Origin of the sequence: Pseudomonas sp. GL-RE-26 (assembly GCF_019956275.1) — a bacterium.
Taxonomy (GTDB): domain Bacteria; phylum Pseudomonadota; class Gammaproteobacteria; order Pseudomonadales; family Pseudomonadaceae; genus Aquipseudomonas; species Aquipseudomonas grandcourensis.
The window spans coordinates 59,680-84,018 of record NZ_JAHBDI010000019.1; the positions used below are offsets into that span (position 1 = coordinate 59,680).

The window sequence follows — 24,339 nt, forward strand, 5'->3', positions numbered from 1 at the left end:
CGGCTAAATCAGGTAAGAAAGGCCAACGGTAAGGCCGAAGGCAATGACCGAGATCAACGTCTCGAGCACGGTCCAGGTCTTGAAGGTTTGGGTAACGGTCATGTTGAAGTATTCCTTGATCAACCAGAAACCGCCGTCGTTAACGTGGGAAAAGATAACCGACCCGGCGCCAGTCGCCAGCACCAGCAGCTCCGGATGGGGATAACCCAGACCAATGGCAACGGGTGCTACCACGCCTGAAGCGGTGGTCATGGCCACAGTGGCAGAACCGGTGGCGATGCGCATCAACGCGGCAAACAGCCAGCCCATCAACAGCGGCGACAAATGAAACTCGTGGGCCAGGCCGACGATCTGGTCGGTGACGCCGGCGTCCACCAGAATCCGGTTCAAGCCACCACCTGCGCCCACCAGCAGTGTGATGCTCGCGGTCGGCGCCAGGCATTCGTTGGTGAACTTGAGGATCGATTCGCGGTTGAAGCCCTGGGCCAGGCCGAGGGTCCAGAAACTCAACAATGTGGCCAGCAACAGCGCGATCACCGAGTTGCCGATGAACAGCAGGAACTGGTTGAAACCTGTGCCCGGTGTTGAAATCAGGTTGGCCCAGCCGCCGATCAGCATCAGCACCACCGGCAACAGGATGGTCGCCATGGTGATACCGAAACCCGGCAGGCTGTCGCGCGGTTCACGCTCAAGAAACTGTCGTTCCAGCGGGTTTTCCGCCGGCAGCTGAATGCGCGGCACAATGAATTTGGCGTACAGGGGACCTGCGATGATCGCGGTCGGAATGCCGATCAGGATCGCATACATCAAGGTCTGCCCCACCGACGCCTGATACACCTGCACCGCCAGCATCGCCGCCGGGTGCGGCGGCACCAGCGCATGCACCACCGAAAGCCCGGCGACCATCGGCAAGCCGACCATCAGGATCGATACGCCCACGCGCCGCGCCACGGTAAAGGCAATCGGCACCAGCAAGACGAAACCGACTTCGAAGAACAGCGGCAGCCCCACCAGAAACGCGATGCACACCATCGCCCAATGCGCGTTCTTCTCGCCGAAACGGTCGATCAAGGTCCGCGCCACCTGCTCGGCGCCACCGGACTCGGCCATCATCTTGCCGAGCATGGTGCCCAGCGCCACCACCAGTGCGATATGCCCCAGGGTCTTGCCGACACCCGCTTCGTACGCCCCCACCACACCGGACGGCGGCATGCCCGCCACCAGCGCCAGGCCGATGGAAATCAGGGTGATGACAATGAACGGGTTGAGCCGGTAACGGGCGATCAGAACGATCAGCGCGATGATGGCAACAGCGGCATACACCAGCAGCCAATAGCCGAAGGACAGGGTCATGCGGTACTCCTCGAGAGGGTCACGTCGAAATATTTGTGAAACTCTTAAAACATTTCTGCAGGTGATTTTCAAACGAGGTGAAAGTAATTTTCGTGCAGAGGTAAGGGGTGTCGTGCAGAGGTATGAGTTGTCGCAAATAATGAAAATATGGCAGGCGGATTTTCATCGCGCCTGCCTGTTTGATTTCAGTCGTGCTGCATCCGGGCGCGCTTGAGCAATTTCTTGCAACGCTCGGACAAATGCAGCACCCGCAAGTGCTTGCCAGCCTTGGTGTAGCGCTCGCGCAAGGTGCCCAGCGCGGCGATGGCCGAGTAGTCGACAAAACTCAGGTGCTGGCAATCAAGTGTCACTTGCGCCGGGTCATTGGCCGGATCGAACTGATTGAGAAAGGGTGTGGTCGAGGCGAAGAACAGCGTGCCATGCACCCGGTACAGCTTGCTGCCGTCAGTCTCCAGATGACTGTCGGCGTACAACTGCCGAGCCTGCTGCCAGGCGAAATTGAGCGCCGCAATGATGATGCCGCAGAGCACTGCCATTGCCAGGTCGGTGAGCACGGTAATCACGGTCACCGCGATGATCACCAGCACGTCGTTCAACGGCACCTTGTTCAGCACCCGCAACGAGGCCCAGGCGAAGGTCTGTTGCGACACCACGAACATCACCCCCACCAGCGCGGCCAGTGGAATGCGCTCGATCAGCGGCGACAGAAACAGGATGAACAACAGGATCGACACCCCGGCCACCACCCCGGACAAACGCCCGCGCCCGCCGGAACTGAGGTTGATCACGGTCTGGCCGATCATCGCGCAACCGCCCATGCCGCCGAACGCACCGGACACGATGTTCGCCGCCCCCAGCGCCACGCACTCGCGATCCGGATAGCCACGGCTCTCGGTGATTTCATCGGTGAGATTCAGGGTCAGCAGGGTTTCCAGCAAGCCGACCATAGCCATCAGGATCGCATAGGGCGCGATGATGCGCAGGGTGTCCAGGTTCCACGCAATGTCCGGCAGCGCCAGCGTCGGCAAGCCACCGGCGATGTGCGCCATGTCGCCCAGGGTGCGGGTCGGCAGGCCCAGCGAATACACCGCCAGGCCCACGCCGAGAATCGCCACCAGCGCCGGCGGCACCGTGCGGGTCAGGCGCGGCAGCACGTAGACAACCGTCATGGTTACCGCAACCAGCCCGATCATCATGTACAGCGGCGTACCGCTCAACCAGGCTTCACCGCTCTTGAAGTGTTCCAGTTGCGCCAGGGCAATGATGATCGCCAGGCCGTTGACGAAGCCGAGCATCACCGGGTGCGGGACCATGCGCACCAGTTTGCCGAGCTTGAGCAGCCCGAACGCCATCATGATCAACCCGCCCATCAACACCGTGGCCAGTAGATACTGCACGCCGTGTTGCACCACCAGCGCGACGATCACCACGGCCATCGAGCCGGCCGCACCGGACACCATGCCCGGTCGTCCGCCGAACAGCGCGGTCAGGGTGCAGATGATGAACGCGCCATAGAGCCCCATCAGCGGATTGAGATGAGCCACCAGCGCGAAAGCGATGCACTCGGGCAACAGGGCGAAGGACGTGGTAAGCCCGGCCAGGACATCGGCGCGTAGACGTTTTGCTTTCATGGGGGATCGCACACAGGGAGAGACGAAAAAGAGTGTGCGGATGTTACGGAATCGGGGGCAGCGCGGCCAGCAGATGGGCCAGTGGAAACGCAATCGCGAGCAGGCTCACTCCTACATTTAACCGCGTTCCATCAGAAGGAATGCAATCAAATGTAGGAGTGAGCCTGCCCGCGATGAACGATGACGCGGTCTATCGCGAACTCAAACCATCTCGTCGTGAATCCACTCCACTACCGACGTGCGCTTCGGCACCCAACCCAGCAATTCCCGCGCATGCTTGCCGCGCACCCGACTGTTGGAGCCCAAACCATAGTTGGCCATTTCATAGCCCCACTCGGTTTCCGCATCCTTGAGCGCCCAGTCCTGCGGCTCGCCCAGGTTCAGCGCCTGGGCCATGGCCGTGGTCATGTCGATGAACGACGCTTCACCGCTTTCGACGAAGTAGAAGGTGCCCGGTACGTTTTCAGTCAGCGCCAGCAGATACAGCGCCACCACGTCCTCGATGTGCACATTGGACCAGATGTTCTGGCCCGGGCCGACATGGCGCACCACACCGCTTTTGCGCGCCTGTTTGAGCAGGCGCGGTAGCTGCACGCTGTCACGATGGACGCCCAGGCTGTGGCCGTAGATCAGCGTGTTACAGATCACTGCCGAGTTCACCCCGTCCATGGCCGCCGCCAGGATCAGGTTGTCGATGGCCACGCGCGCCGCCTTGTCGACTGTCGGTTTCGGCAGGTTGTCTTCGAAGTAGATGACATCACTGGATTTACCGCCCGGGGCATCACCGACGATGCTCGAACCGCTGGTGTGCAGGAACACTTTGCCAGCACCGCGCAAGGCATCGAGCAAGGCTTCCACCGCGCCACGATGATCGCTGCTGGCGGCGTTGATCACAGCGTCCGCAGCAAGCGCCTGATCGGCCAACAGGGCGCAGTCGTCCAGCGTACCGATTACCGGGGTGATGCCCAGTGCACGCAGTTCATCGGCTTGTTCGGCGCTGCGCACCAGACCAGTGACGTTGTGGCCGGCCTGGACCAGGCCCGTGGCGATGGAACCGCCGATAAAACCGGCGGCACCGGTAACGAATACGTTCATGGAGCAACTCCCTGCGTGGATAAGTGATGCAAGGAGTATCAAGGAGCGATCACTGCCGAAAAATGCCCTCTGACCCAATTCACTTTTGCGCAGGAATCACGAATCAGCCCTTGAAATCTGCGCTCGCATAATCGGCCAGCTTGCCCTGGATAAAGTCCAGGAAGCATTGAATCCGCAGGGCCAGTTGCGAGTTGCGGTAGTACACCGCGTTGATCGGCTGGCGATAACCGCTGTTGAACTCGGCCAGCAACACTTTCAAGCGTCCGGCACGAATGTCTTCGATGGTCATGAAATGCGACAGGCTGGCGATGCCCTGGCCGTCCAGTGCGAGATGGCGGATGGTTTCGCCGCTGGAGGCGCTGATCGATGCCTGGATCGGCCAGCGATCGCCATGCACGTAGCGCAGTGGCCATTGGTTGAGGCCTTCGTTCTGGGTGAACCCCAGCAGGGTATGGTGGGCCAGGTCAGCCACGGCTTGCGGTGTGCCGTGCTTTTCCAGGTAGGCCGGGCTGGCGACGATGTGCAGCGGGCTGCAACCCAGGGAGCGGGCATGCAGCGTCGAGTCGGTCAGAGTGCCGATGCGGATGGCAATGTCAGTGCTCTGCTCCAGCAGGTCGATGATCAAATCGTTGCTGTTGAGTTCGAGCTGGATGTCCGGGTAGAGCCTGCGGAACTCTTCGATGTAGGGCACGATGGCGTGCAGCATGAACGGTGACGCCGCATTGATCCGCAGCCGCCCGGACGGCGTTTGCTGGCGCGAGGACAGGCGCTCTTCGAGCTCGTCCATCTGATCGAGAATGCGCTTGGCGTGCTCGAAGAAGTACTTGCCCTCTTCGGTCAGGTCCATGCGCCGCGTGGTGCGATTGATCAAGGTGGTGTCGAGCTTGGCCTCCAGCCGCGAGAGCGTACGGCTGACCGCCGAAGGCGTTTGCCCGACCTGCTCGGCCGCCGCGGAAATCGACCCGCATTCAATCACGCAGACGAAAACCTGCAATTCATCGGATCTGGCTTTCACGTGTGTCCCTTATCGATAGTCCTGCGCCGGTTCTTCCAAGCTGAGAAGAACCCTTGTGGCGAGGGAGCTTGCTCCCGCTCGCCGGCGAAGCCGTCGTAAATGGTTTGACGCAGACAACTTGAACCACCGAGCAGGCTGGTTTTGGGTCCGCTTCGCGCACCAGCGGGAGCAAGCTCCCTCGCCACAAAAGCCCGAACACAGACTCAGGCTTTCGATAGTAGCTGACAGTTACGCCTTGAGACCAAACACCTCAGCCAAATGCTGCTCATAGCGCGCCACGTCGCCTTCGATGTTCGGGCGCTTCATCACGTCCACGCAGAGGAACGTCGGCAAACCGGTCATGCCCAGGAACTCGTTGGCCTTGTGGAACGGGAAGTACACCGCGTCCACGCCTTTGGCCTCGAAGAAATCGCTTGGGTCGTCGAAGGCTTGCTGCGGGGCGTTCCAGGTCAGCGACAGCATGTACTGCTTGCCGTGAATCAGACCGCCGCTGCCGTACTTCTGCGATGCGTCCGAACGGGTGCGACCGTCGCTGGCATAGAGGCTGCCATGGCCCTCGGTGAAGACTTCATCGATGTACTTTTTCACGGTCCACGGTGCGCCCATCCACCAACCGGGCATCTGGTAGATGATCACGTCGGCCCAGAGGAACTTGGCCACTTCTTCGGCGACGTCGTAGCCCTCGTCGATGAAGGTGGTTTTGACATCCATACCACCGCGATCCAGCACGCTCAACGCGGCTTCATGCAGGGTGGCGTTGTAGCGGCCGTCGGAGTGCGCAAATTTTTTGCCGCCATTGAGCAACAGGACTTTTTTCATGAGAGGTCTCGGGAAGGTCGGGAATCGGATGGCGGCAGAGTACCGATCGACCTCGCGCGGAGTAAGCGTCGATTTGGCAAAATTCATTTGACCTACAAGCACGAATCAACAGGTGATTGTTGCCTTAGACTGGCGCCAATTCTGATTTGAGGAGAGATGTAGATGAGTGAAATCCAGGGCTTCATCCTGCACGCCAAGACCCGCCCGGAAAAATCCGACGCCTTCGAAGCCTTTTTCAGCGGCTACGTGCAAGCGAGCCGAGCCGAACCCGGTTGCATCGAATACCACATGTTGCGCGACCAACAGGACCCGACCCTGTTCATCTTCTACGAGATCTGGCAATCCCGGGCCCACCTCGACGTGCACTCGAATCTGCCGCACATGAAGCAGTTCCTCGCGCAGCGTGATGAATACCTGGAACGGGACTTCGAGATCCGTGCCATCGAGATGATCAGCCCGTCGTCCGCTAACCGCTGATCAGCAAATGGCCGCCGAGCACACCCAGGCCAACGAAGAACACGCGCTTGAACCACAGGGTGCTGATCCGCTGGCGCAGCGATTGTCCCAGCCACATGCCGAGCATGGCCGGAATCAGCGCCAACAGCGATGCGCTCAACTCGCCCCCACCAAGCGCGCCACGCCATAGCAAGCCACCGGCCAGCGCGAGGGTCGAGACGGTGAACGACAGGCCCAGCGCCTGCACCAGCTCGTCCTTGCTCAAACCCAGCGCTTGCAGATAGGGCACCGCCGGAATCACGAACACGCCGGTGGCCGAAGTGATGACGCCGGTCAGCACGCCACACAATGGACCGAGCCAGCGTTCATTGCGCCGCCCCACGTGCACAGTCGGCAGGAACAACCCGCTCAGCGCATACAGCAACAATGCAGCCCCCAACCCCCGCACCACCCAATGGCCACCGCTCATGCCGATCCACAGTGTGCCTGCCCCGGTGCCGATGAAAATCGACAGCAGCATCGGCCACAACCGTTTGACCAGCCCCGACAGATGCCCGCCGAATGCCAGTTGCCAGACGTTGGTCAGGGTCGCCGGAATGATCAACAGCGCCGCAGCCTGCGTCGGCGCCATAGCCAGACCGAGCAACCCCATGGCAACGGTCGGCAGGCCGAGACCGATCACGCCCTTGATCATGCCGGCCAGCACAAAGGTGCCGATAACCAGTAGCGAAAGGGCTAACCCGAGATTCTGATAAAACGCCGAGAGTGTATTCATGGGGCCATGGTGAGCCCGCGGGGGTCGATTGAAAATCTGCCATATACTGAGGCAGCCTCTCTCCACACAAGAGGCTGAATAATCGCGATGGCGTCCTCCCAGACAACACACAACTTGGGATTGTTGTAATGCACTTCGACCTGACCGACCTGCGCCTGTACCTGAACATCCTCGACACCGGCAACATCACCGCCGGCGCCGCACGCAGTCATTTGTCCCTGGCAGCGGCCAGTGCGCGAATTCGCGCCATGGAGGCGTCGCTGGGCGTCGAGTTTCTTCAGCGCAATCGTCGCGGGGTCAGCCCGACACCGGCCGGCAATGCCCTGGCCCGACACGCCCGGATCCTGCTGCAACAGGCCGAACGCCTGCAACAGGAACTGGCCGAATACGCCCAGGGCGTCAAAGGCCAGGTGCGGCTGCTGTGCAACACCACGGCAATCACCGAGTACCTGCCAGAATTGCTCGCGGATTTCCTGCATAGCCACCCCAACCTCGACATCGACTTGCAGGAACTGCCCAGCACCCGCATCACCCACGCCTTGCGCCAGGGGGCGGCGGACCTCGGCATCGTTTCCGACGCGGTGGACACCGATGACCTGCAAACACGAGCGTTCCGCGATGATCCGCTGGTGCTGATCATGCCCCGGGAACATCCCTTGGCACAGGCGACCTCAGTGAGCTTCACCGACACGCTGCATCACGACTACGTCAGCCTGAATGCCAACAGCGCCTTGGCGGTGTACCTGGAAGAGCAGGCACTGCACGCCGGCCTGCGCATGCAGATCCGCATCCGTGCCGATGGCTTCGATGGCGTGATGCGCATGGTCGCCCGAGGGGCGGGACTGGCGATTGTGCCCTTGGCGGCGGTCGATCGGTGGTCCAACGAACCGTCTTTCAAGAGCCTCTGCCTGCAAGAGCCCTGGGCACAGCGCAGGCTCTTGATCTGCGCCCGCGATTTCGCCGCGCTGCCCGGCTACGCCAAGGCGTTGCTGCAAGCGTTGGCCTAGCCAGAAGATTGAGCAGGGAGCGCGTTTCTGGACACCTCAGTGTCGACCACAGACAACTGATCGCTGGACAGGCGCTATAGGGTGCGACTTCAGTTCTTGAGCCCACTGCCCGGAGTCATCATGACCGCACCGATTACCGTTCTTCGCGACACTCACCCGCTGCCCGTGCTCGACGCCTGTAAATGGGAAAAACTCGAAGGCGACCCGCACACCGTCAACCTCAATGCCTACACCAGCGAAGACGGCAGCAAGATCATGGGCACCTGGATCTGCACGCCGGGCAAGTGGTACGTGGAATACGTGAAGTGGGAGTACTGCCACTTCCAGGAAGGCTACTGCATCATCACCCCGGAAGGCATGGCGCCGATCCACCTGCGCGCCGGCGACATTTTCGTCGTTGAGCCGGGGATGAAAGGCACCTGGGAAGTGGTGGAAACCGTGCGCAAATACTTCGTGTTTGCCTGATACAAAAAAACCGGGGGATCACCCGACGTGATCTCCCGGTAAATATGCTTTCAGACCCAGTCGTTCCAACCCTGTGGCGAGGGAGCTTGCTCCCGCTCGGCTGCGAAGCAGTCGCAAAGTCAACAAACTCGGTTTGTCTGAGACTCCACATTCTCCGCATTTGGGTCCGCTGCGCGAACCAGCGGGAGCAAGCTCCCTCGCCACAAAATCCGCTTGTCACCAACCGTTATTGCGGCTTGCGATAGCCGTTGATGATCGCCGAGAAGTCCTGCCCACCCTCCCCACGCAAACTCATCGCCTGATACAACTGCTGGGCCACCGCGCCGAGTACCACCGGCTGGTGCGCCTGACGCGCCGCTTCAGTGGCCAGCCCCAGATCCTTGAGCATCAGTTCAGCACCGAAACCACCGGTGTAACCGCGCGACGCCGGCGCCGTTTCAACGATGCCCGGCCACGGGTTGTACATCTCCGAACTCCAGCAACGCCCCGTGGAACTGTTGATGATGCCCGCCAGCACCTTGGTGTCGATGCCCAATGCATCGCCAAGCGCCATGGCTTCGCTGACGCCGACCATAGAGATACCCAGCAGCAGGTTGTTGCAGATTTTAGCGATTTGCCCGGTGCCGACCTCACCACAATGGACGATGTTGCGGCCCATTTGCGCCAGTACCGGTTGCAGGGTGGCGAACAATTCAGGCGTGGCGCCGACCATGAAGGTCAGCGTCCCGGCGGCTGCACCACCGGTGCCGCCAGAGACCGGTGCATCGGCCATGGCCACACCCTGTTTGGCAGCGGCGGTGGCTACGTCCCGCGCGGTCTGCGGATCGATGGTGCTGCAATCCACGGCCGGCACACCTTTGCCGATACCGGCGAGCACGCCGTCTTCACCCAGCCACACACTGCGTACATGCACCGCGGCAGGCAGCATGGTGATGACCAGCTCGGCGCCTTCTGAAGCTTCGCGGGCCGTTGGGCTGATACTGCCGCCCAGCTGTTCCAGTTCCGCCAGCACAGCTTTGTTCAGGTCCACCAGGCGCAGAGCATGGCCGGCCTTGATCAGGTTGCGCGCCATCGGCGCGCCCATATTGCCCAGACCGATAAAAGCGATTTTCATGTCCGGCTCCTTATCGCAGGTTGATGGTGGTGTTCACACCGTCGTTGACGCTGTCGTCATCGAACCAGCGACTGGTGACGGTCTTGGTCTGAGTGTAGAACTGCACCACTTGCTTGCCGTATGGGCCGAGGTCGCCGAGCTTGGAACCGCGCGAACCGGTGAAGCTGAAGAACGGGACCGGCACCGGAATCGGGATGTTGATGCCGACCTGGCCGACGTCGATTTCGTTCTGGAACTTGCGCGCCGCAGCGCCGCTCTGGGTGAACAGGCCCGTGCCGTTGCCGAACGGGTTGGCGTTGACCAGAGCGATGGCCTCATCAAGCGTATTAACCTCCAGTACCACCAGCACCGGGCCGAAGATTTCCTGGGTGTAGATCTGCATGTCGGTGGTCACGCCGGAGAACAGGGTCGGGCCGACAAAGTTGCCCTTCTCGTAACCCGGGACCGAGATCTCGCGACCGTCCAGCTCCAGTTTCGCGCCTTCCTTGATGCCGCTCTCGATCAGGTCGAGAATCCGCGCCTTGGCCTTTTTCGAGATCACCGGGCCGACATCGGTGCCCGGCTCGCTGCCGGCATTGACCTTGAGCTTCTGCGCCAGCGCCTTGAGATCAGGCAGCCACTGCTTGGCCGCGCCCACCAGCACCACCACCGAGGTGGCCATACAGCGTTGACCGGCAGCACCGAAACCGGCACCCACCAGCGCATTCAGCGCTTGTTCGCGATTGGCATCCGGCAGCACCACCGCGTGGTTCTTGGCGCCCATCATCGATTGCACACGCTTGCCGTGTTTACCCGCCAGGTCATAGACATGAGTACCGACGGCGGTTGAACCGACGAAGGAAACCGCCTTGATGTCCTTGTGGGTGCAGAGCCCGTCCACCACGTCCTTGCCGCCATGCACGACGTTGAGCACGCCGGCCGGAATGCCCGCCTCGATCGCCAGCTCCACCAGCAGCATGGTCGACATAGGGTCCTGTTCGGACGGCTTGAGCACGAAGGTGTTGCCGCAGGCGATGGCCATCGGGAACATCCACAGCGGAATCATCGCCGGGAAGTTGAACGGGGTAATGCCGGCGCACACGCCGATTGGCTGGCGCAGGGTGTAGGTGTCGACGCCACCGGCGACGTTCTCAGCGAACTCGCCCATTTGCAGGCTGCCGATGGAGCAAGCGTGTTCGACCACTTCCAGGCCACGGAAAATATCGCCTTCGGCGTCGGCAATGGTCTTGCCCTGCTCGGCGCTGAGGACAGCGGCGATGCGCTTGGAGTGTTCGCGAATCAGCGCCTGGAGCTTGAGCATGATGCGCATGCGGGCGCCGATCGGGGTCAGCTTCCAGGTCTGGAAGGCGCGATGGGCGGCGCTGATGGCCGCATCGACTTCTTCGGCGGTGGCAAACGGCACCTTGGCCAGCACCTGCTGGGTCGCCGGGTTGATGATGTCGTGCCATTCGGTGGTCTTGGATTCGACCCACTGGCCGTCGATCAACAGTTTGACCTTTTGCACGGTGGTTTCGTTGGGCGTGAGCGATGCGTTCATGTGGGTCTCCAGATCTTTGTTTTTATCTTGGGAGCCAAGGCGAGAAAGTCGCCTTGAGATGAGGCGTGTGCCGCGAATTGGTTAACGGACTGTTTTTGGAGTATAGATGTGCAAACTTCTAATAAGAACGCACATTAAAACCGGTCCAACATGCAAAAAAACATCACCTCCCTCGGTTCGCTGAACTGGGATGACCTCAAGTTTTTCCTTGAAGTCGCCCGCACCCGCAAGGCCAGCACCGCGGCCAAGCGCCTGGCGGTGGACTACACCACGGTGTCGCGGCGCATCAGCTCCCTGGAAACGGCGCTGGGCACTTTGCTGTTCGAAAAATCCCGGACCAACGGCTTTGTCCTGACCGCCGAAGGCCAGCGGTTGATGGGGTATGCCGAGTCAATCGAAAGCACCTTGCACATGGCGTGCGAGCAGGTTTCCGGGTCCGGCGTGGCGCTGTCCGGTCATGTGCGCATGGGCTGCACCGAAGGCTTCGGCAGTTTTTTCATCACGCCGCAGCTGAGCCACTTCGTCGACACCTATCCGGCCATTTCTGTGGATATCCTGCCGCTGCCGCACTTCATCAGCCTGTCCAAGCGCGAAGCCGACATCGTCATCGCCCTGGAGCGTCCGGAGCATGGCCCGTACGTCTGCTGCAAACTGTGCGACTACCGATTGCAGCTGTACGCGACCCAGGATTATCTGGACAACCACCCGCCTATCCGCCGCCCGGCAGACTTGGCCAAACATTCGTTTATCAGTTACGTCGACGACCTGGCGTTCAGCTCGGAGCTGCTGTACCTGGCCAACGTACTGCCCGGCGCCAGCGCCAACCTGCGCAGCACCAGCGTGATCGCGCAGTTCGTGGCCGCGCAGCAAGGACGCTCACTGGCGATCCTGCCGTGCTTCCTCGCCACCCAGGACCCGCGCCTGCTGCCGGTGTTGCCGCAGGAAATCAATATCACCCGACAGTTCTGGATGTACTGCCGCGAGGATCTCAGGAAGCTCAAGCGGATCACCCTGTTGTGGGATTACATCCGCCAGGTCACCGAGCAGAATCAGGGCCTGCTGATGGGAGAAAGCCGGGAGATGCTGTTTGCCGATTAGTCGGAGCTGACCACAATCGCCACCCGGCGATTTTCGGTGCGGCCACTGGAGGTGTTGTTGGTGGCCACCGGCACGCTGCTGCCCAAGCCACGCAGCTGGATGTTTTCCTGTTTCATGCCGACGGTGTTGAGCACCTTGGCCACGCTTTTCGCCCGGCGCACGGACAGTTGCTCGTTGTAGGCCTCTTTGCCCGAGGCGTCTGTGTGACCATCGACCCGTACCCGCTCGATACCTACCCCCAGCAGCGCCTTGCCGATGCGCTCGACAATGTCGGTGCTCTGCTTGTTCAGGCTGTCGTCGTCACTGCCAAACAGGACCTTGCCGGACAAGCCGAAAGCCCAGCCATCGTCTGTCAGCTCGAACCCCTGCTGTTTCAGCACGGCGATTTGCGCCGGGGTCAGGCCTTTGGGGGTGGTCTGGCAACCGGTCAGGCTCAATAAGGCCACGAGCAGTGTCAGGGTGAAAAAACGCAGGGAACGCGGGTTGAATGTGAACACGGAAATCAGCTCCTGTTTTGAACATCGGCGGCGGGGTGCTCCGACCCTGCCGTGTACTGTGCGCCTCGGGAGAGGCGCTTGGCCTGGTACATCGCGCCATCGGCGGCGTTGAGCAGGGCACCCGGCGTTGCGCCATGATCCGGGTACACCGCGACGCCGATACTGAGAGAGGTCAATACCTGGGTGCTGCCCGGCAATGGAATCGGCATGTCCATGCTGGCCAGAATCTTGTCGGCAATCCGTTCGGCGTCTTCGGTCTTGTGCAGCGGCGTCAGCAGCACGGCAAACTCATCGCCACCCAAGCGCGCCACCAGGTCCCCTTCCCGCAGTTGCGCCCGAACCCGGTTGGCCACGGCCACCAACACCGCATCACCCGCCGCATGGCCGAAACTGTCGTTGATCTCCTTGAAGCGATCGCTGTCGAGAAACAGCACCGCCACTCGCTCGCCGAGCTTGTTGGCGCTGCGCAACGCGCGCATCAGGCGACCTTCGAAAAACGCCCGATTGGGCAATCCGGTGAGGCTGTCGTGGCTGGCCTGGTGAGCCAGGGATTCGTTTTCGCTTTGCAGGTGCGACTGCCAGGCCTCGAGTTCATCGAGCAGGGCATTGAAGTCGTTGCCGAAATCATCGAGTTCAACAATGTCGGCAGGCGGCACGCGCTTGTCGAAGGCCCGTTCACTGCGCGCGGCGTGGGCAACAGCGGCCAGGTTGCGCAGCGGCTTGGTGATCCCGCGCAGTTGTCGGCGCGCCAAGAAGAGTGCAACCCAGGCACTGATGGCCGTGCACACTACGATGCCCATCAGACCGCTGAGCAAAAACCGCATCAGGCTGGCGCCATGACCGGTGAGCCTGATGCTGCCGACTTCCCGCCCTTGGTGGGTGATCGGCATGCTCATAGGTTCTTCCAGAAACGCTTTGGCGATGTGCAATTCGAGATCGGACACCCAACCGGTTTCCGGTCGTTGCCAGCGGGCCAGCAACTGGCCCTGTTGATCGAACACCTCGGCGTCGGCCACTTCCTCGGTGGAGGCAATCAACGCCAGCGCTTCGGTGGCGGCGGGTTTGTCGTTGAACACCACCGCGGCTTCCACGGTGTAGCTGATCGAGCGCGCGATCAGGTGCAGGTTGTGATCGGCGTATACGCGCAAGGCCAGCACGCCAAGCAACGTCAGTGAAACACTGGCCATGACAACGCCCACCAGCGCAACGAGGAGGTTGCCGCGACCGATGACCGAATGCAAAGTCGGGCGGCTGCCCGGTCTCATTAACTTCATGGCGCCGCCGGCTTGCGGCGGGATAGTTGCAACACGCTCGGATGAATGCGTACGCCGCTGCGGGCGACAGAGTCGAGATTGACCTCGAACGACACCTGCTCGTCGCTCACCCGCAAGCAAAACAGGCTGCCGACGGTGCATTGCTCGTCGTTCTCACTGATGCTCAACACCGGATGCCCGATCAACGCGGCGAACAATCGGCTGCGTTCTACGCCAGTCAGCTTGCCGATATAAACCGCATCACAGTCACTGACAATTGAAGGGTTGTCGGCCAACAAGCGTTGCACCGTGACAGGTCGCCCCGTCGCCTGGGTCGTGCCCTTGACCAGATCGTCGGTGTATTCGGTAGGGCCGACCAGGCACAGGCGCAGCAGTAAAGGCTCGACGGGCCAGCGGGCATAGCTGAGGATTCCGAGGATCACCTGGGTAACCGCTTTGGCGCGTTGGTCCGCCTTGCCCACCGGGGCTTGCGATTGAGCGAAAACGACGCTGGCCAGCAGACAAAGAAGAATGGCAAGCAGCGCTTTTCTACAGCCAACGACGCGCTCTGTCGTCCTGACAGCCACCTTCATGCAGGGATACTCTTCGACCGTAGCGAAATGATGCCGCAACGATAGCACAGCAACGAAATGCCAGCGAGGCCACGTACTACGCAGCCTCGGACATTTTCCTACAGCCTGTTACTGACCTTTCAGACTGTCGGCTCGCTGCCGCCCTTGAGCTCCAGCATCAGCCCGCTCAAGCGTTTGACCCGGCGTTTCACCGCCTCTTCAAACACGCCCGCACGGGACTCGATCAAGGTGAACCAGTCCTTGGCCCGGGTAATGCCGGTGTAGATCAGCTCCTTGGTGAGTACCGGATTCAAGGCATCGGGAAGAATCAACGCGGTATGTGCGAACTCCGAGCCCTGGGATTTATGCACGGTCATGGCGTACACGGTTTCGACATCATTCAGACGGCTGGGCAGGACAAATCGCACACCGCCCTGGCCATCATTGCGTGGGAATGCCACGCGCAAAACCTGTTTTCCGTGGCCTTCCTGTTCAGGGAGCTTGAGGGCAATGCCGATATCGCCGTTCATCAAACCCAGCCCGTAATCGTTGCGGGTCATCAGGACAGGGCGACCTTCGTACCACTGCTGGTCGCTGTCGATCAGGCGCGCCCTGAGCAATGCGTCCGTCACCCGCTGGTTCAAGCCCTCGATACCCCACGGCCCCTTGCGCACGGCACATAACAACTGGAATGCGTCGAAGGCCTGCAACACTTGTCGAGCCCAATCAATCCAGCACGAGTCTTCCAGCGGACTGTCCAGTGACGGCCGCTGATTGCGCAGCACGCTCAGGTAATGTCGATAACCCTGCGGCCCCTCACCATGGCCGTCTAGAAGCAAGCGCTCCAGGGCCCGATCCTGCTCTCCCTTGAGGGCCAGGCAATACACATCGTCATGGCTTCGCGCCGACAACAACTTGCGGGCTTCTTCGGGTTGCTGCTGGTTGACCCAGCGAGCCAGTTGGCCAATGCCGCTGCCTTCACCGAATCGCCGGGAATGGCGCAACATCACGACCTGTTGGGCCAATGGATGAGTGCCCTGCACGTCCTCCTGCAAGCCACTGGCCTGCAGGCTTTCGCCACTGACGGTTTCCAGCCACTGGCGCGTCTGCGGGCTGTACCAGCCAGCCTCCGCGTCGCGACAAAGATCCCCCAATACCGCACCGGCCTCTACCGAAGCCAATTGATCCTTGTCACCCAACAGCACGAGGCGCGCATGGGCCGGCAAGGCGTCGAGCAGATTGGCCATCATTTCCAGGTCGATCATCGAGGCCTCATCCACCACCAACACATCCAGCGGCAGGCGATTGCCCGCGTGATGGCGGAAATGACGAGTCCCGGGCCGGCTGCCGAGCAGGCGGTGAACGGTGGTGACGTCGGAGGGGATCTTTTCCCGAACGTCCTCCGTGACCTTCAAGGTCCGGACTTGCTGGCTGATGGATTCTGTCAGACGCGCCGCGGCCTTGCCGGTCGGTGCAGCGAGGCGAATGCGCAGGGGCATGCCGGCCTCGACCGCCGGCGCCTGGAGCAATGCCAGCAAGCGCACGACGGTGGTGGTCTTGCCGGTTCCCGGTCCCCCCGTGACAATGCTGAAAGCACTGCGGGTCGCCAGGGCGCAAGCCAGCTTCTGCCAGTCGATCACCTCACCCGGCCGGGCAGGACCAAACAAACCGGTGAGGCGCTGGAGCAAGTCGCTCGGCGTAGATTCGTGTTCCGTCAAACGCTCACGCAACGAAAGGTCGATCCGCCGCTCGTAGGCCCAATAGCGGCGCAGGTACAAGCGTTTGCCCGATAACACCAAAGGCCGGTCGCGCACGTTGTCACGACTGTCAGCGGCCAGCGCGACCAGGTTGCTGGCGGCCAGCACCTTGCACCAATGAGCACCGTCCAGCGATCCCAGCAATTGCGAGGGCAACAGCATCGCGCCGCTTTGCACGTCACCTTCGGGTGGTAACGACAGGGCGAAGTCCGGCTCTTTCAGCGTTTCGAACAGGTCGAGGCAGACATGCCCGTGGCCCAACTGGTGGCTGGTCAGCGCGGCTGCCAGCAACACCAGTGGATCATCTTCAGGGGCCAGTTCATGCAGAAACGCCACAAAGGCTTTGTCCAGCGCGCGCAACCAGCCACGCTCGACCCAACGAGTGAGCAACAACAGCAAGTCGTCGGCACGACTCAGCGGTGCCAGATCGGCCAGGCTTTCGGCTGCCAGCGATGTGGGCAACAAATCGGCGAATGTGCGACTCATATCAGTACTCCCTGTTCCCAGGCGGGCTCGGCCTTGGGCTCTGGCTTGCCCTGGAACAGCCTGTCCAGACGTTCGATCAGCTCTCTTGGCGGCCGGGCGAAAAACACACCCTGGCTGGCCGCACGCGTACCGCGCAAAAACAGGTACAACGCACCGCCGACATGCCGGTCGTAGTCGTAATCGGCGAGCCGCGCCTTGAGCTGGCGGTGCAGGGCCAACAGGTACAACACGTATTGCAGGTCATAACGGTTGTCGAGAATCGACTGTTCCATTGCCTGCGCGGTGTAGGCCGCATCATCGACGCCGAGCCAGTTGGATTTGTAGTCGGCCACGTAATAGCGGCCGTCATGTTCGAACGTCAGGTCGATAAAGCCCTTGAACATGCCGTTGAGCAACACCGGTTCCGCGGCGACCCGGGCCACGCCGTTATGGGTGTATTGGCACACCAGCGCATCGAGCTTGAGCACATCGACCTTATGGCTGGCGAACCAGAACTCCATCTCGACCTGATACTGCGTCAACTGGCCGAATATCACCGGTGCCTGGCCGTCGCCCAGTTGCAACGGCGACTTGAGCAGATGCTGCAGCCAGTCACTCAAGGTGCTGATCCAGCCCTCCCAGCCTCGACGGTTGCAGCGACGGGCAATGGCGTCGATCACCTCTTGCGGTGCCGCATCAAAACTCTCGCCTCCCGCCCATTCGAGCAAGCCATGGAGGAAGGTGCCGGGGTTCGGGCCGCGCGGGAAGCGATGGATATCGCCGCCACCGGCCACCACTTCCCTGGGGGCCTGCGGGTCGAGGCGTTCGTCATCGAACAGTTTTTGCGCCTGCGGGCTCTCCGGCGCCTCGTCGGTGCCGACACTCAGGGTGTCGCCAATGCGCAACGCGCTGTAGGAAGCGATCCACCAGTTTTCACTGGCCTTACGTTTCGGAACCAGCGGAACCAGCAGCGCCGCGTCATTTTGCGGTGGCTGGTAATGCACCGTTGTCGCTTCAGGCATCTCGGCATACGCCAGCGCCGGGCAGTCCTGTTGCAGATCCCGCAACCAAAGCTGCAACGCCGGGGACTCGGCCAACGGCGCACCGCCGCCCAGCAGATAACCCAATGCCGACAGATGCAGCACCGAGCCATTGTTGTTGCCGCGCTTGAGGTCGGCCACCCCCAGCCAGCAGGCGTGTTGCGCCCGGGTCAGGGCGACATAGAGCAAGCGCAGATCCTCGGCCAGACGCTCATCGTCAGCCAGGGCAATCAATTCTGCCGTCGGTTCCAACGTGACCTGGGCATTGCCGGATTCATCGTGGTAGTGCAACGGCAGGCGGCTGCCATCCACCGGTTTCGCCGAGCAAATGAACGGCAGGAACACCAAGGGGTACTCAAGGCCCTTGGATTTGTGAATGGTCACGACCTTGACCAATTGCTCATCACTTTCCAGACGCAGGATCTGCTCTTCGCCAGCCTGCCCGGACAACGCCAGATGCTCGGACAAATGCCGGATCAGGGCTTGCTCGCCATCGAGTTCGGCGGCGGCTTGTTGCAGCAGTTCGAAAAGGTGCAGAAGGTTGGTCAACACGCGCTCGCCGTCACTGCGGGCGATCAGCGCCTGGGGCAAACGGAAGTCGTGCAGCAAGCGTCGCAGCATCGGCAGTACGCCCTGCTTGCGCCAGACTTCGCGATAACCACGGAACTGCATGACCCGGGCTTCCCAGGCCAACTCGTCCTGATTCAGCCGCTCCAGTTCCGTCAGCGATAGGTTCAACGTGATGCTGGCCAACGCGGCCCGCAGCGGTCGCTCGACATCCGGCTCGGCACAGGCCTTGAGCCAGGTCAGCACGTCATGCGCCTCCTGGGCGGCGAACACCGAGTCCTTGTCCGACAGGTAAACACTGCGCACGCCACGGGCGGCCAGTTGCGCACGAACCGCCTGCGCCTCCTTGCCGTCGCGGACCAGGATGGCGATGTCCGCCGGCAACAGGCCCCTGAAGGCTTTGCCATCCTGGGAGAACCCCGCATGCCCCTGCTGCCCGCCATTGAGCAATGCCGTGATTTCACTGGCGCACGCAGCCGCCAGTTGTTGCCGGTACACCGCACCGGACAACGGTTGTTCGGCCGGCAAGTGCCAGATGTTCAAGGCCGGGATTGCCTGGTCATTGATGCGCAAGACTTCTTTGCGACCTTGGGAGGCAACCGGCGTGAACGGAACCGGGTTGTCGCCATTCTTCTGCCGAAAGAGGAAAGCGCCGCGGCCTGACGCCCGGGCTTCGGCGCGCTCGAACACATGGTTCACCGCGTTGACCATGCCATGGCTTGAGCGGAAGTTGGTGCCCAGGGTGTGCAGGCGGCCAGTGGTGGCCTGCCGGGCGCGCAGGTAGGTATGGATGTCGGCGCCGCGAAAAGCGTAGATCGCCTGTTTCGGGTCGCCGATCAGGAACAGACCGCACTCGGGGCTGTTCTCTTCAATCCGGTAGATGCTCTCAAAGATCCGGTACTGCACCGGGTCGGTGTCCTGGAACTCATCGATCAGGGCGACCGGAAACTGTTCACGAATCAGGGTTGCCAGGCGTTCGCCGCCATCAGACTGCAAGGCCGCATCAAGGCGCAGCAACATGTCGTCGAAACCCATTTCCGCGCGGCGGCGTTTCTCTTCCTCGAATCGCGCCCCGACCCAGCGGGCCGCATGTTGCAGTACGGCGGCATCAGGTGTCGGCAACCCATCGAGGCAGGCCTTGAGGCCGGCCATCGCATCGAGCCCCGGATGTCGAGGCGCCTCACCCTTCCAGGCTTCAGCCATGCCATCCGGGGTCAGACGAGTGAAGCCAGTGCCGATATCCAGTTGCTCGAGGGATTCGTCCTCGGCCCAGGCTTTGATTTTTTCAAACCAGGGCTCGAAATAGCGTGCCTGCATCTTGCGACCATCGACCGCCTTGCCGGCAACGCCTTGGTGACAGATCGCAAGTAATTCGTCCGCCCACTCCAACCAAGGCTTCTTGAGTTCGATCAGGGCAGCCCGTCGCTCTTGCAAGCATTGCGAAATCACTTCGGCGGGTTCTTTCCCTTCAAGGGTATCCCGCTCGCTGGCGAACAGCGCACGAATCCGCGGCAGCAGCGCCGCCGGCCCGCCCCAATTGCTGCGCACCCAATTCAAGGCATCACCTTGCATCGGGTAACAGAACAGCCGCCAGTAATCGCGCAGGACTTCCCCCAGCAAGTCGCTGTGGTCGGTTTCCAGGGTCTGGGTAAACAGGCTGCCGCTGTCGAATGCGTGCTCGCGCAACATGCGCTGGCACCAACTGTGGATGGTCGACACCGCCGCCTCGTCCATCCACTGGGCGGCGATATCCAGGCGGTTTGCGCAGCCGGGCCACTGCTCGGGCAAGTACTGGTCGCGCAACTCGGCAATCAGGCTGTCGGGGGCCGGTGTTTCATCGCGGAAATAGCGTGCGGCCTCGGCGAGCCGCGTGCGGATGCGTTCGCGCAGTTCTTTGGTCGCGGCGTCGGTGAAGGTCACGACGAGGATTTGCGGTGGCAACAGCTCACGTCCAAAACCACTGTCCTCCCCGCCATTGCCAAGCACCAGACGCAGGTACAACGCGGAAATGGTGAAGGTCTTGCCGGTCCCGGCGCTGGCTTCGATCAGTTGACTGCCGCGCAACGGGAATGCCAGGGCCAGAGGTGTCTTTGTGCTCATCAGCGCGACTCCTCGCTGGACAGTGAACGCCAGGGTGCTTCAAGAAGCGGGCGATAGAGCGCGTCACACCACAGGGGGAACGTCTCGTCGGCGACCAAGGCATCGTAATCGGCGAATTGACGGGCGAGTGCCGGGCTTTCGCGACGCTCTCCGTCCGTCGTTTGTCCATCCCCTTCATAGGCCTTGCGCGCAGCGGCCTCGGCTTTGACCGGGTCGGTTTGCCCCAGCCACGCGAAGGCTGTCTTGACCGCGATCGGCAGAGGCTGGCGCATACCCGACTGCCAGGCCATCAACAGGTCACCGAGAATTGTCTGCGCCGTGGACTGGTCCAGTGGACCGAGCAACAGGCTGTCGTCGCTGGCCACCAATGCGGTGGTCAGTGACATGCCACTGGCACAAGCCATCAGATGATTGACCCACGGGCGTGTCAATCGATGCCATTTGCGCGACTTGATCGAGCCGATGCTGTTGGGAATCGTAGTGATAGACAGCAATCCACCATCGGCGCGCTGATGCAGGCCGCTGAGCCAGCCCTCGATGTGCAGGCCTTGCAGTTCAAGACTGACCGGCAACGCGCTGCTGAGGGGGGTTGGCCACAACGTCAGGAGCTGTTGGTGGCGTTGCAGCAAGTCAGGCAATGGCTCGATCAACTCGCGTTGCAGACACTCACCGAATCCGGCCATGGGCAGCAGTCCGCTGTTCTGCAAGCGCTTCGCCTGATCCTCCAATGCCTGCCCGGAATTTCCAGGATCTGCCAGCGCGGCTTCGAGCAAACGGTCGCTGAGGCTGTAACGCTGCAACGCATCCAGGACAAAGGGCTCTTCATCGGCCAACGGCACTTCGGCCGCCTCGAAGAAGACCTTCAGTCGCTGGCTGAAAAAGTGCCGTACCGGATTGCGCAGGAAATCCTGCACCTGACCGAGGCTCAGTGGTTCGTCCTGGACGTGGGGCCCGAGCACTTCGGCGCCTGCCTGATGCTCTGCCGCCTGATGAAGCACCTGCCATTCACTGGCGTAGCTGAACGACTCATCCCCGTCGTGAAAGTAGCGAGCACTGAAGGGTTGCAATGGGTGTTCGCGAGTCATGGCTTCCAGCAGATCCTCGTCGCCTTGCAGCAATCGCCAACCGCTGGCCAAGTGGTCACGCAACTGGCCAATCAGCACCGAGGCAGGTCGCTCGCTGTTATCGCGGATGCTGCGGCCCACCCAACTGATGTAGAGCTGGTCCCTTGCCGACAGCAAGGCTTCCAGTAGCAGGTAGCGGTCGTCTTCACGCCGGGAGCGGTCACCCGGACGGTAATCACTGCCCATCAGATCGAAATCCAGCGGCGGTTGCGCGCGCGGATAATCGCCGTCATTCATGCCCAGCAGGCACACCAGTTTGAACGGGATGGCGCGCATGGGCATCAAGGTGCAGAAGTTGACCGCTCCGGCCAGAAAACGCTGGGACAAACGGCCCTGATCCAGACCTGCAAGCCAGGCTTCACGGACAACGGTCAGCGGCAACTCGTCCTGCAACCCTACAGATTCACAGGTCTCGAGCCAGGTCTCACGCAGCTCTTCGAGCTGGGCCAGCAAGTAGTCATCGTGTTCGTTACCGGCAAGGAAGAACAACTGCACCAAAGCCTGCAAGCGCAAGCCCCATTGCCCCGGCGATGCAGGCTGAGAGAGTTCGTGGTGAGCCACTTCCAGCGCGTCCAGCAATGCAACCAGCGGACCGATGAGCGCAGCGTCCAGACCACCGATCTCGTCGTAGGGTTCGATACCCTCATAAGCATCGGCGCTGCCGACGGCATAACCGAGCAACATCCGTCGCAAGCCGAAACGCCAGCTGTTTTGCTCCAGTTCATGCGGCAGCCCAAGCCCGGCACGTTGCTCGGCATTCATCCCCCAGCGAATGCCGGCACCTTCGATCCAGCGGTGCAGCGTCGGCAGGTCACGCTCCTCGACGCCAAAACGAGCGCGCAGCGCGGGGACGTCCAGCAGATCGAGAATTTCACTGACGGGGAATCGGCTGTCGGGCAGCTTGAGCAGGTGCTCGACAGCAATCAGCAATGGATCGCGACCACGCTGGCCCTGGTCAGCCAGGGTAAACGGAATGAAGCGTGGATCCTGGCGGTCAAGCTGACCAAACACGGCACGAATATGCGGTGCGTAGCTGTCGATGTCCGGGACCATCACGATGATGTCCCTGGGCCGCAGTGTCGGGTCGGCGCTGAAGCGCGCGAGCAGTTGATCGTGGAGGATCTCGACTTCTCGCTGGGCGCTATGGGCGATGTGAAAACGGATCGACTCGTCCTTCTGCAGATCGATAGCCGGCCAACGCTCCCGAGTCTCGTTGAGGGGGCGCAGTTCGAGGATGTCGTCCTGCAACTGGTTGAGCACATTCAGCGGCTGACCATCACTGAACAGGTCGATGCGCCCGTCACGGAATGCCGAACGATAGCTGTTGGGATCGTCATAACTGTCGAGCAGGTTGATGTAGTCCCGCCCCTGCTTGCCCCACGCGGCCAGTAGCGGGTGAGCATGCTGGTGGAGGGTTTGCGGATCGATCACTACCGGCATGCCGCTCTTGCGGGCCTGACGCTTGTATTGATGCCGCAACAGGTCTTTATCGGCGACGATGTCTGCCCAATGATGACGACATGGGTTGTGTACGCACAGCAGGACCTGGCTGAATCGTGCCAGTCCCGCCAGTGCTTCCAGGGCCTGAGCAGGCAGGGAAGAAATCCCGAAAACGATCACTCGCGAGGGTAATCCCTTGGGGGCTGTTTCGAGATTGTTGATGCGTTCGACAAACCGCTGATGGACGCCGGCACGGCTTTGCGCCATGCCTTCTACTCCCACATCCAGCAAGAGTGCGCGCCATAACTCTGCCTGCCAGCAATTGGCCGGGGTCAGGTGTTTGGCTTCGCCTCTGGCGTTTCTTGTTTGATGTCGACCTTCCGCCCAGTCTTCGAGCCAGTCAGCTCGGTACACCTGGTATTGGTCGAACAGATCCGCCAGGCGCTCAGCCAGTTGATAGCGTTTGCGCAGGTCGGTGTCATGGGTCAGGAAACGCTGCAGCGGCTCGAAGTGCGGTTGGTTGATCAACTGCGGCAGCAGGCGCATCAGACGCCAGGTCAGCGGGGCTTTATCGAGCAGGGACTTGACCGGAATTTCGTCGCGGCCAAGGACCATGCGATAGAGCTGCCACATGAAGCTGCCGGGCAACTGCACGTCGATGGCGGCAGCGATGCCGCAGCCTCCCATGTCGTCTTCTTCAGAATCTTCCGCCAGTGCCAGCTTCAGCCATTGGGCAATGCCATTGCTTTGCACCAACGCGATTTCATTCTCCAGGGGAGCCAGCGGGTAGCGCCGCATCCAGCTGACCACCAGGCTGCGCAACTCGTCCAGGCGGTTGCCGTGAACCACCATAAAACCAGCACTGAGGGACGTCGCGTCCGGCATAAAGGCTTCCTTGGAAAATACAAACGCCAGGGGCGAACCTTAGCATTGTCGGGAGACGGTGACAGCGTGAACCTGCTCATTGTTGCTGTGCGAACTTTCTTGCGGACAAAAACAAAACCCCTACCTGCATACGCAGATAGGGGTTTCGGAATTTAATCTTGACGATGACCTACTCTCACATGGGGAAACCCCACACTACCATCGGCGATGCATCGTTTCACTGCTGAGTTCGGGATGGGATCAGGTGGTTCCAACGCTCTATGGTCGTCAAGAA

At 61.3% G+C, this 24,339-nt stretch carries 18 protein-coding genes and 1 rRNA gene; 4 read left to right on the forward strand and 15 right to left on the reverse strand.

What is annotated here, in order from left to right; all coding sequences use genetic code 11:
- Positions 1-3 precede the first annotated feature (3 nt).
- The 5 genes from KGB07_RS14205 to KGB07_RS14225 form a co-directional block, all read right to left on the reverse strand.
- On the reverse strand, positions 4-1,353 hold the full coding sequence (locus KGB07_RS14205) for a GntP family permease (protein WP_046038629.1): 1,350 nt from the start codon (positions 1,351-1,353) through the stop codon (positions 4-6).
- A 185-nt stretch (positions 1,354-1,538) separates the two neighbouring features.
- The gene (locus KGB07_RS14210) at positions 1,539-2,984 is read right to left on the reverse strand and encodes a SulP family inorganic anion transporter (RefSeq protein WP_223465709.1); all 1,446 of its coding nucleotides are present in this window, start codon (positions 2,982-2,984) and stop codon (positions 1,539-1,541) included.
- A 201-nt stretch (positions 2,985-3,185) separates the two neighbouring features.
- Positions 3,186-4,079: an NAD-dependent epimerase/dehydratase family protein gene (locus tag KGB07_RS14215; RefSeq protein WP_223465710.1), complete on the reverse strand. Its 894-nt coding sequence runs from the start codon at positions 4,077-4,079 to the stop codon at positions 3,186-3,188.
- Between the two features lie 103 nt (positions 4,080-4,182).
- Positions 4,183-5,094 (reverse strand): LysR family transcriptional regulator, encoded by a 912-nt coding sequence (locus KGB07_RS14220; RefSeq protein WP_223465711.1) that lies wholly within the window; start codon positions 5,092-5,094, stop codon positions 4,183-4,185.
- A 228-nt stretch (positions 5,095-5,322) separates the two neighbouring features.
- Complete coding sequence (locus KGB07_RS14225) at positions 5,323-5,913, reverse strand: NAD(P)H-dependent oxidoreductase (RefSeq protein ID WP_223465712.1); 591 nt, start codon at positions 5,911-5,913, stop codon at positions 5,323-5,325.
- Between the two features lie 162 nt (positions 5,914-6,075).
- Between KGB07_RS14225 and KGB07_RS14230 the strand changes: the two genes are divergently transcribed.
- Entirely contained in the window at positions 6,076-6,390 is a 315-nt protein-coding gene (locus tag KGB07_RS14230) for a putative quinol monooxygenase (RefSeq protein ID WP_223465714.1), read from the forward strand.
- Here KGB07_RS14230 and KGB07_RS14235 read toward each other — a convergent pair.
- Positions 6,380-7,144 carry a sulfite exporter TauE/SafE family protein gene (locus KGB07_RS14235; RefSeq protein ID WP_223465716.1) on the reverse strand — a complete coding sequence of 255 codons (765 nt, stop codon included), beginning with the start codon at positions 7,142-7,144 and terminating at the stop codon, positions 6,380-6,382. The genes KGB07_RS14230 and KGB07_RS14235 overlap by 11 nt on opposite strands.
- 128 nt (positions 7,145-7,272) lie before the next feature.
- Here KGB07_RS14235 and KGB07_RS14240 point away from each other — a divergent pair, with 128 nt between their 5' ends.
- Both KGB07_RS14240 and KGB07_RS14245 read left to right on the forward strand, forming a co-directional pair.
- Complete coding sequence (locus tag KGB07_RS14240; protein WP_046038618.1) at positions 7,273-8,151, forward strand: LysR family transcriptional regulator; 879 nt, start codon at positions 7,273-7,275, stop codon at positions 8,149-8,151.
- Positions 8,152-8,271: 120 nt separating this feature from the next.
- The gene (locus tag KGB07_RS14245) at positions 8,272-8,616 is read left to right on the forward strand and encodes a cupin domain-containing protein (RefSeq protein ID WP_046038617.1); all 345 of its coding nucleotides are present in this window, start codon (positions 8,272-8,274) and stop codon (positions 8,614-8,616) included.
- A gap of 226 nt (positions 8,617-8,842) precedes the next feature.
- On the opposite strand, the gene mmsB is transcribed toward KGB07_RS14245, so the two are convergent.
- Positions 8,843-9,730, reverse strand: a complete 888-nt coding sequence (mmsB, locus tag KGB07_RS14250) for a 3-hydroxyisobutyrate dehydrogenase (protein ID WP_046038616.1) — start codon at positions 9,728-9,730, stop codon at positions 8,843-8,845.
- A 10-nt stretch (positions 9,731-9,740) separates the two neighbouring features.
- Entirely contained in the window at positions 9,741-11,267 is a 1,527-nt protein-coding gene (locus KGB07_RS14255) for a CoA-acylating methylmalonate-semialdehyde dehydrogenase (RefSeq protein ID WP_046038615.1), read from the reverse strand.
- Between the two features lie 150 nt (positions 11,268-11,417).
- Between KGB07_RS14255 and KGB07_RS14260 the strand changes: the two genes are divergently transcribed.
- Entirely contained in the window at positions 11,418-12,365 is a 948-nt protein-coding gene (locus KGB07_RS14260; RefSeq protein ID WP_007994583.1) for a LysR family transcriptional regulator, read from the forward strand.
- Here KGB07_RS14260 and KGB07_RS14270 read toward each other — a convergent pair.
- The 7 genes from KGB07_RS14270 to rrf all read right to left on the reverse strand — a co-directional run bounded on the left by KGB07_RS14270 (position 12,362) and on the right by rrf (position 24,337).
- The gene (locus KGB07_RS14270) at positions 12,362-12,862 is read right to left on the reverse strand and encodes an OmpA family protein (RefSeq protein ID WP_046038612.1); all 501 of its coding nucleotides are present in this window, start codon (positions 12,860-12,862) and stop codon (positions 12,362-12,364) included. The genes KGB07_RS14260 and KGB07_RS14270 overlap by 4 nt on opposite strands.
- A 5-nt stretch (positions 12,863-12,867) precedes the next feature.
- Positions 12,868-14,136, reverse strand: a complete 1,269-nt coding sequence (locus KGB07_RS14275; RefSeq protein ID WP_046038611.1) for a diguanylate cyclase domain-containing protein — start codon at positions 14,134-14,136, stop codon at positions 12,868-12,870.
- Positions 14,133-14,708, reverse strand: a complete 576-nt coding sequence (locus KGB07_RS14280) for a YfiR family protein (RefSeq protein WP_046038609.1) — start codon at positions 14,706-14,708, stop codon at positions 14,133-14,135. Before KGB07_RS14280 ends, KGB07_RS14275 begins: the two co-directional genes overlap by 4 nt.
- A gap of 119 nt (positions 14,709-14,827) precedes the next feature.
- Entirely contained in the window at positions 14,828-16,930 is a 2,103-nt protein-coding gene (recD, locus tag KGB07_RS14285; RefSeq protein WP_223465718.1) for an exodeoxyribonuclease V subunit alpha, read from the reverse strand.
- The gene (gene recB, locus KGB07_RS14290) at positions 16,927-20,616 is read right to left on the reverse strand and encodes an exodeoxyribonuclease V subunit beta (RefSeq protein WP_046038606.1); all 3,690 of its coding nucleotides are present in this window, start codon (positions 20,614-20,616) and stop codon (positions 16,927-16,929) included. Before recB ends, recD begins: the two co-directional genes overlap by 4 nt.
- Positions 20,616-24,065: an exodeoxyribonuclease V subunit gamma gene (recC, locus tag KGB07_RS14295; RefSeq protein ID WP_223465719.1), complete on the reverse strand. Its 3,450-nt coding sequence runs from the start codon at positions 24,063-24,065 to the stop codon at positions 20,616-20,618. The genes recB and recC overlap by 1 nt, the downstream gene beginning before the upstream one ends.
- A gap of 156 nt (positions 24,066-24,221) precedes the next feature.
- Positions 24,222-24,337 (reverse strand): 5S ribosomal RNA (gene rrf, locus KGB07_RS14300).
- Positions 24,338-24,339 lie beyond the last annotated feature (2 nt).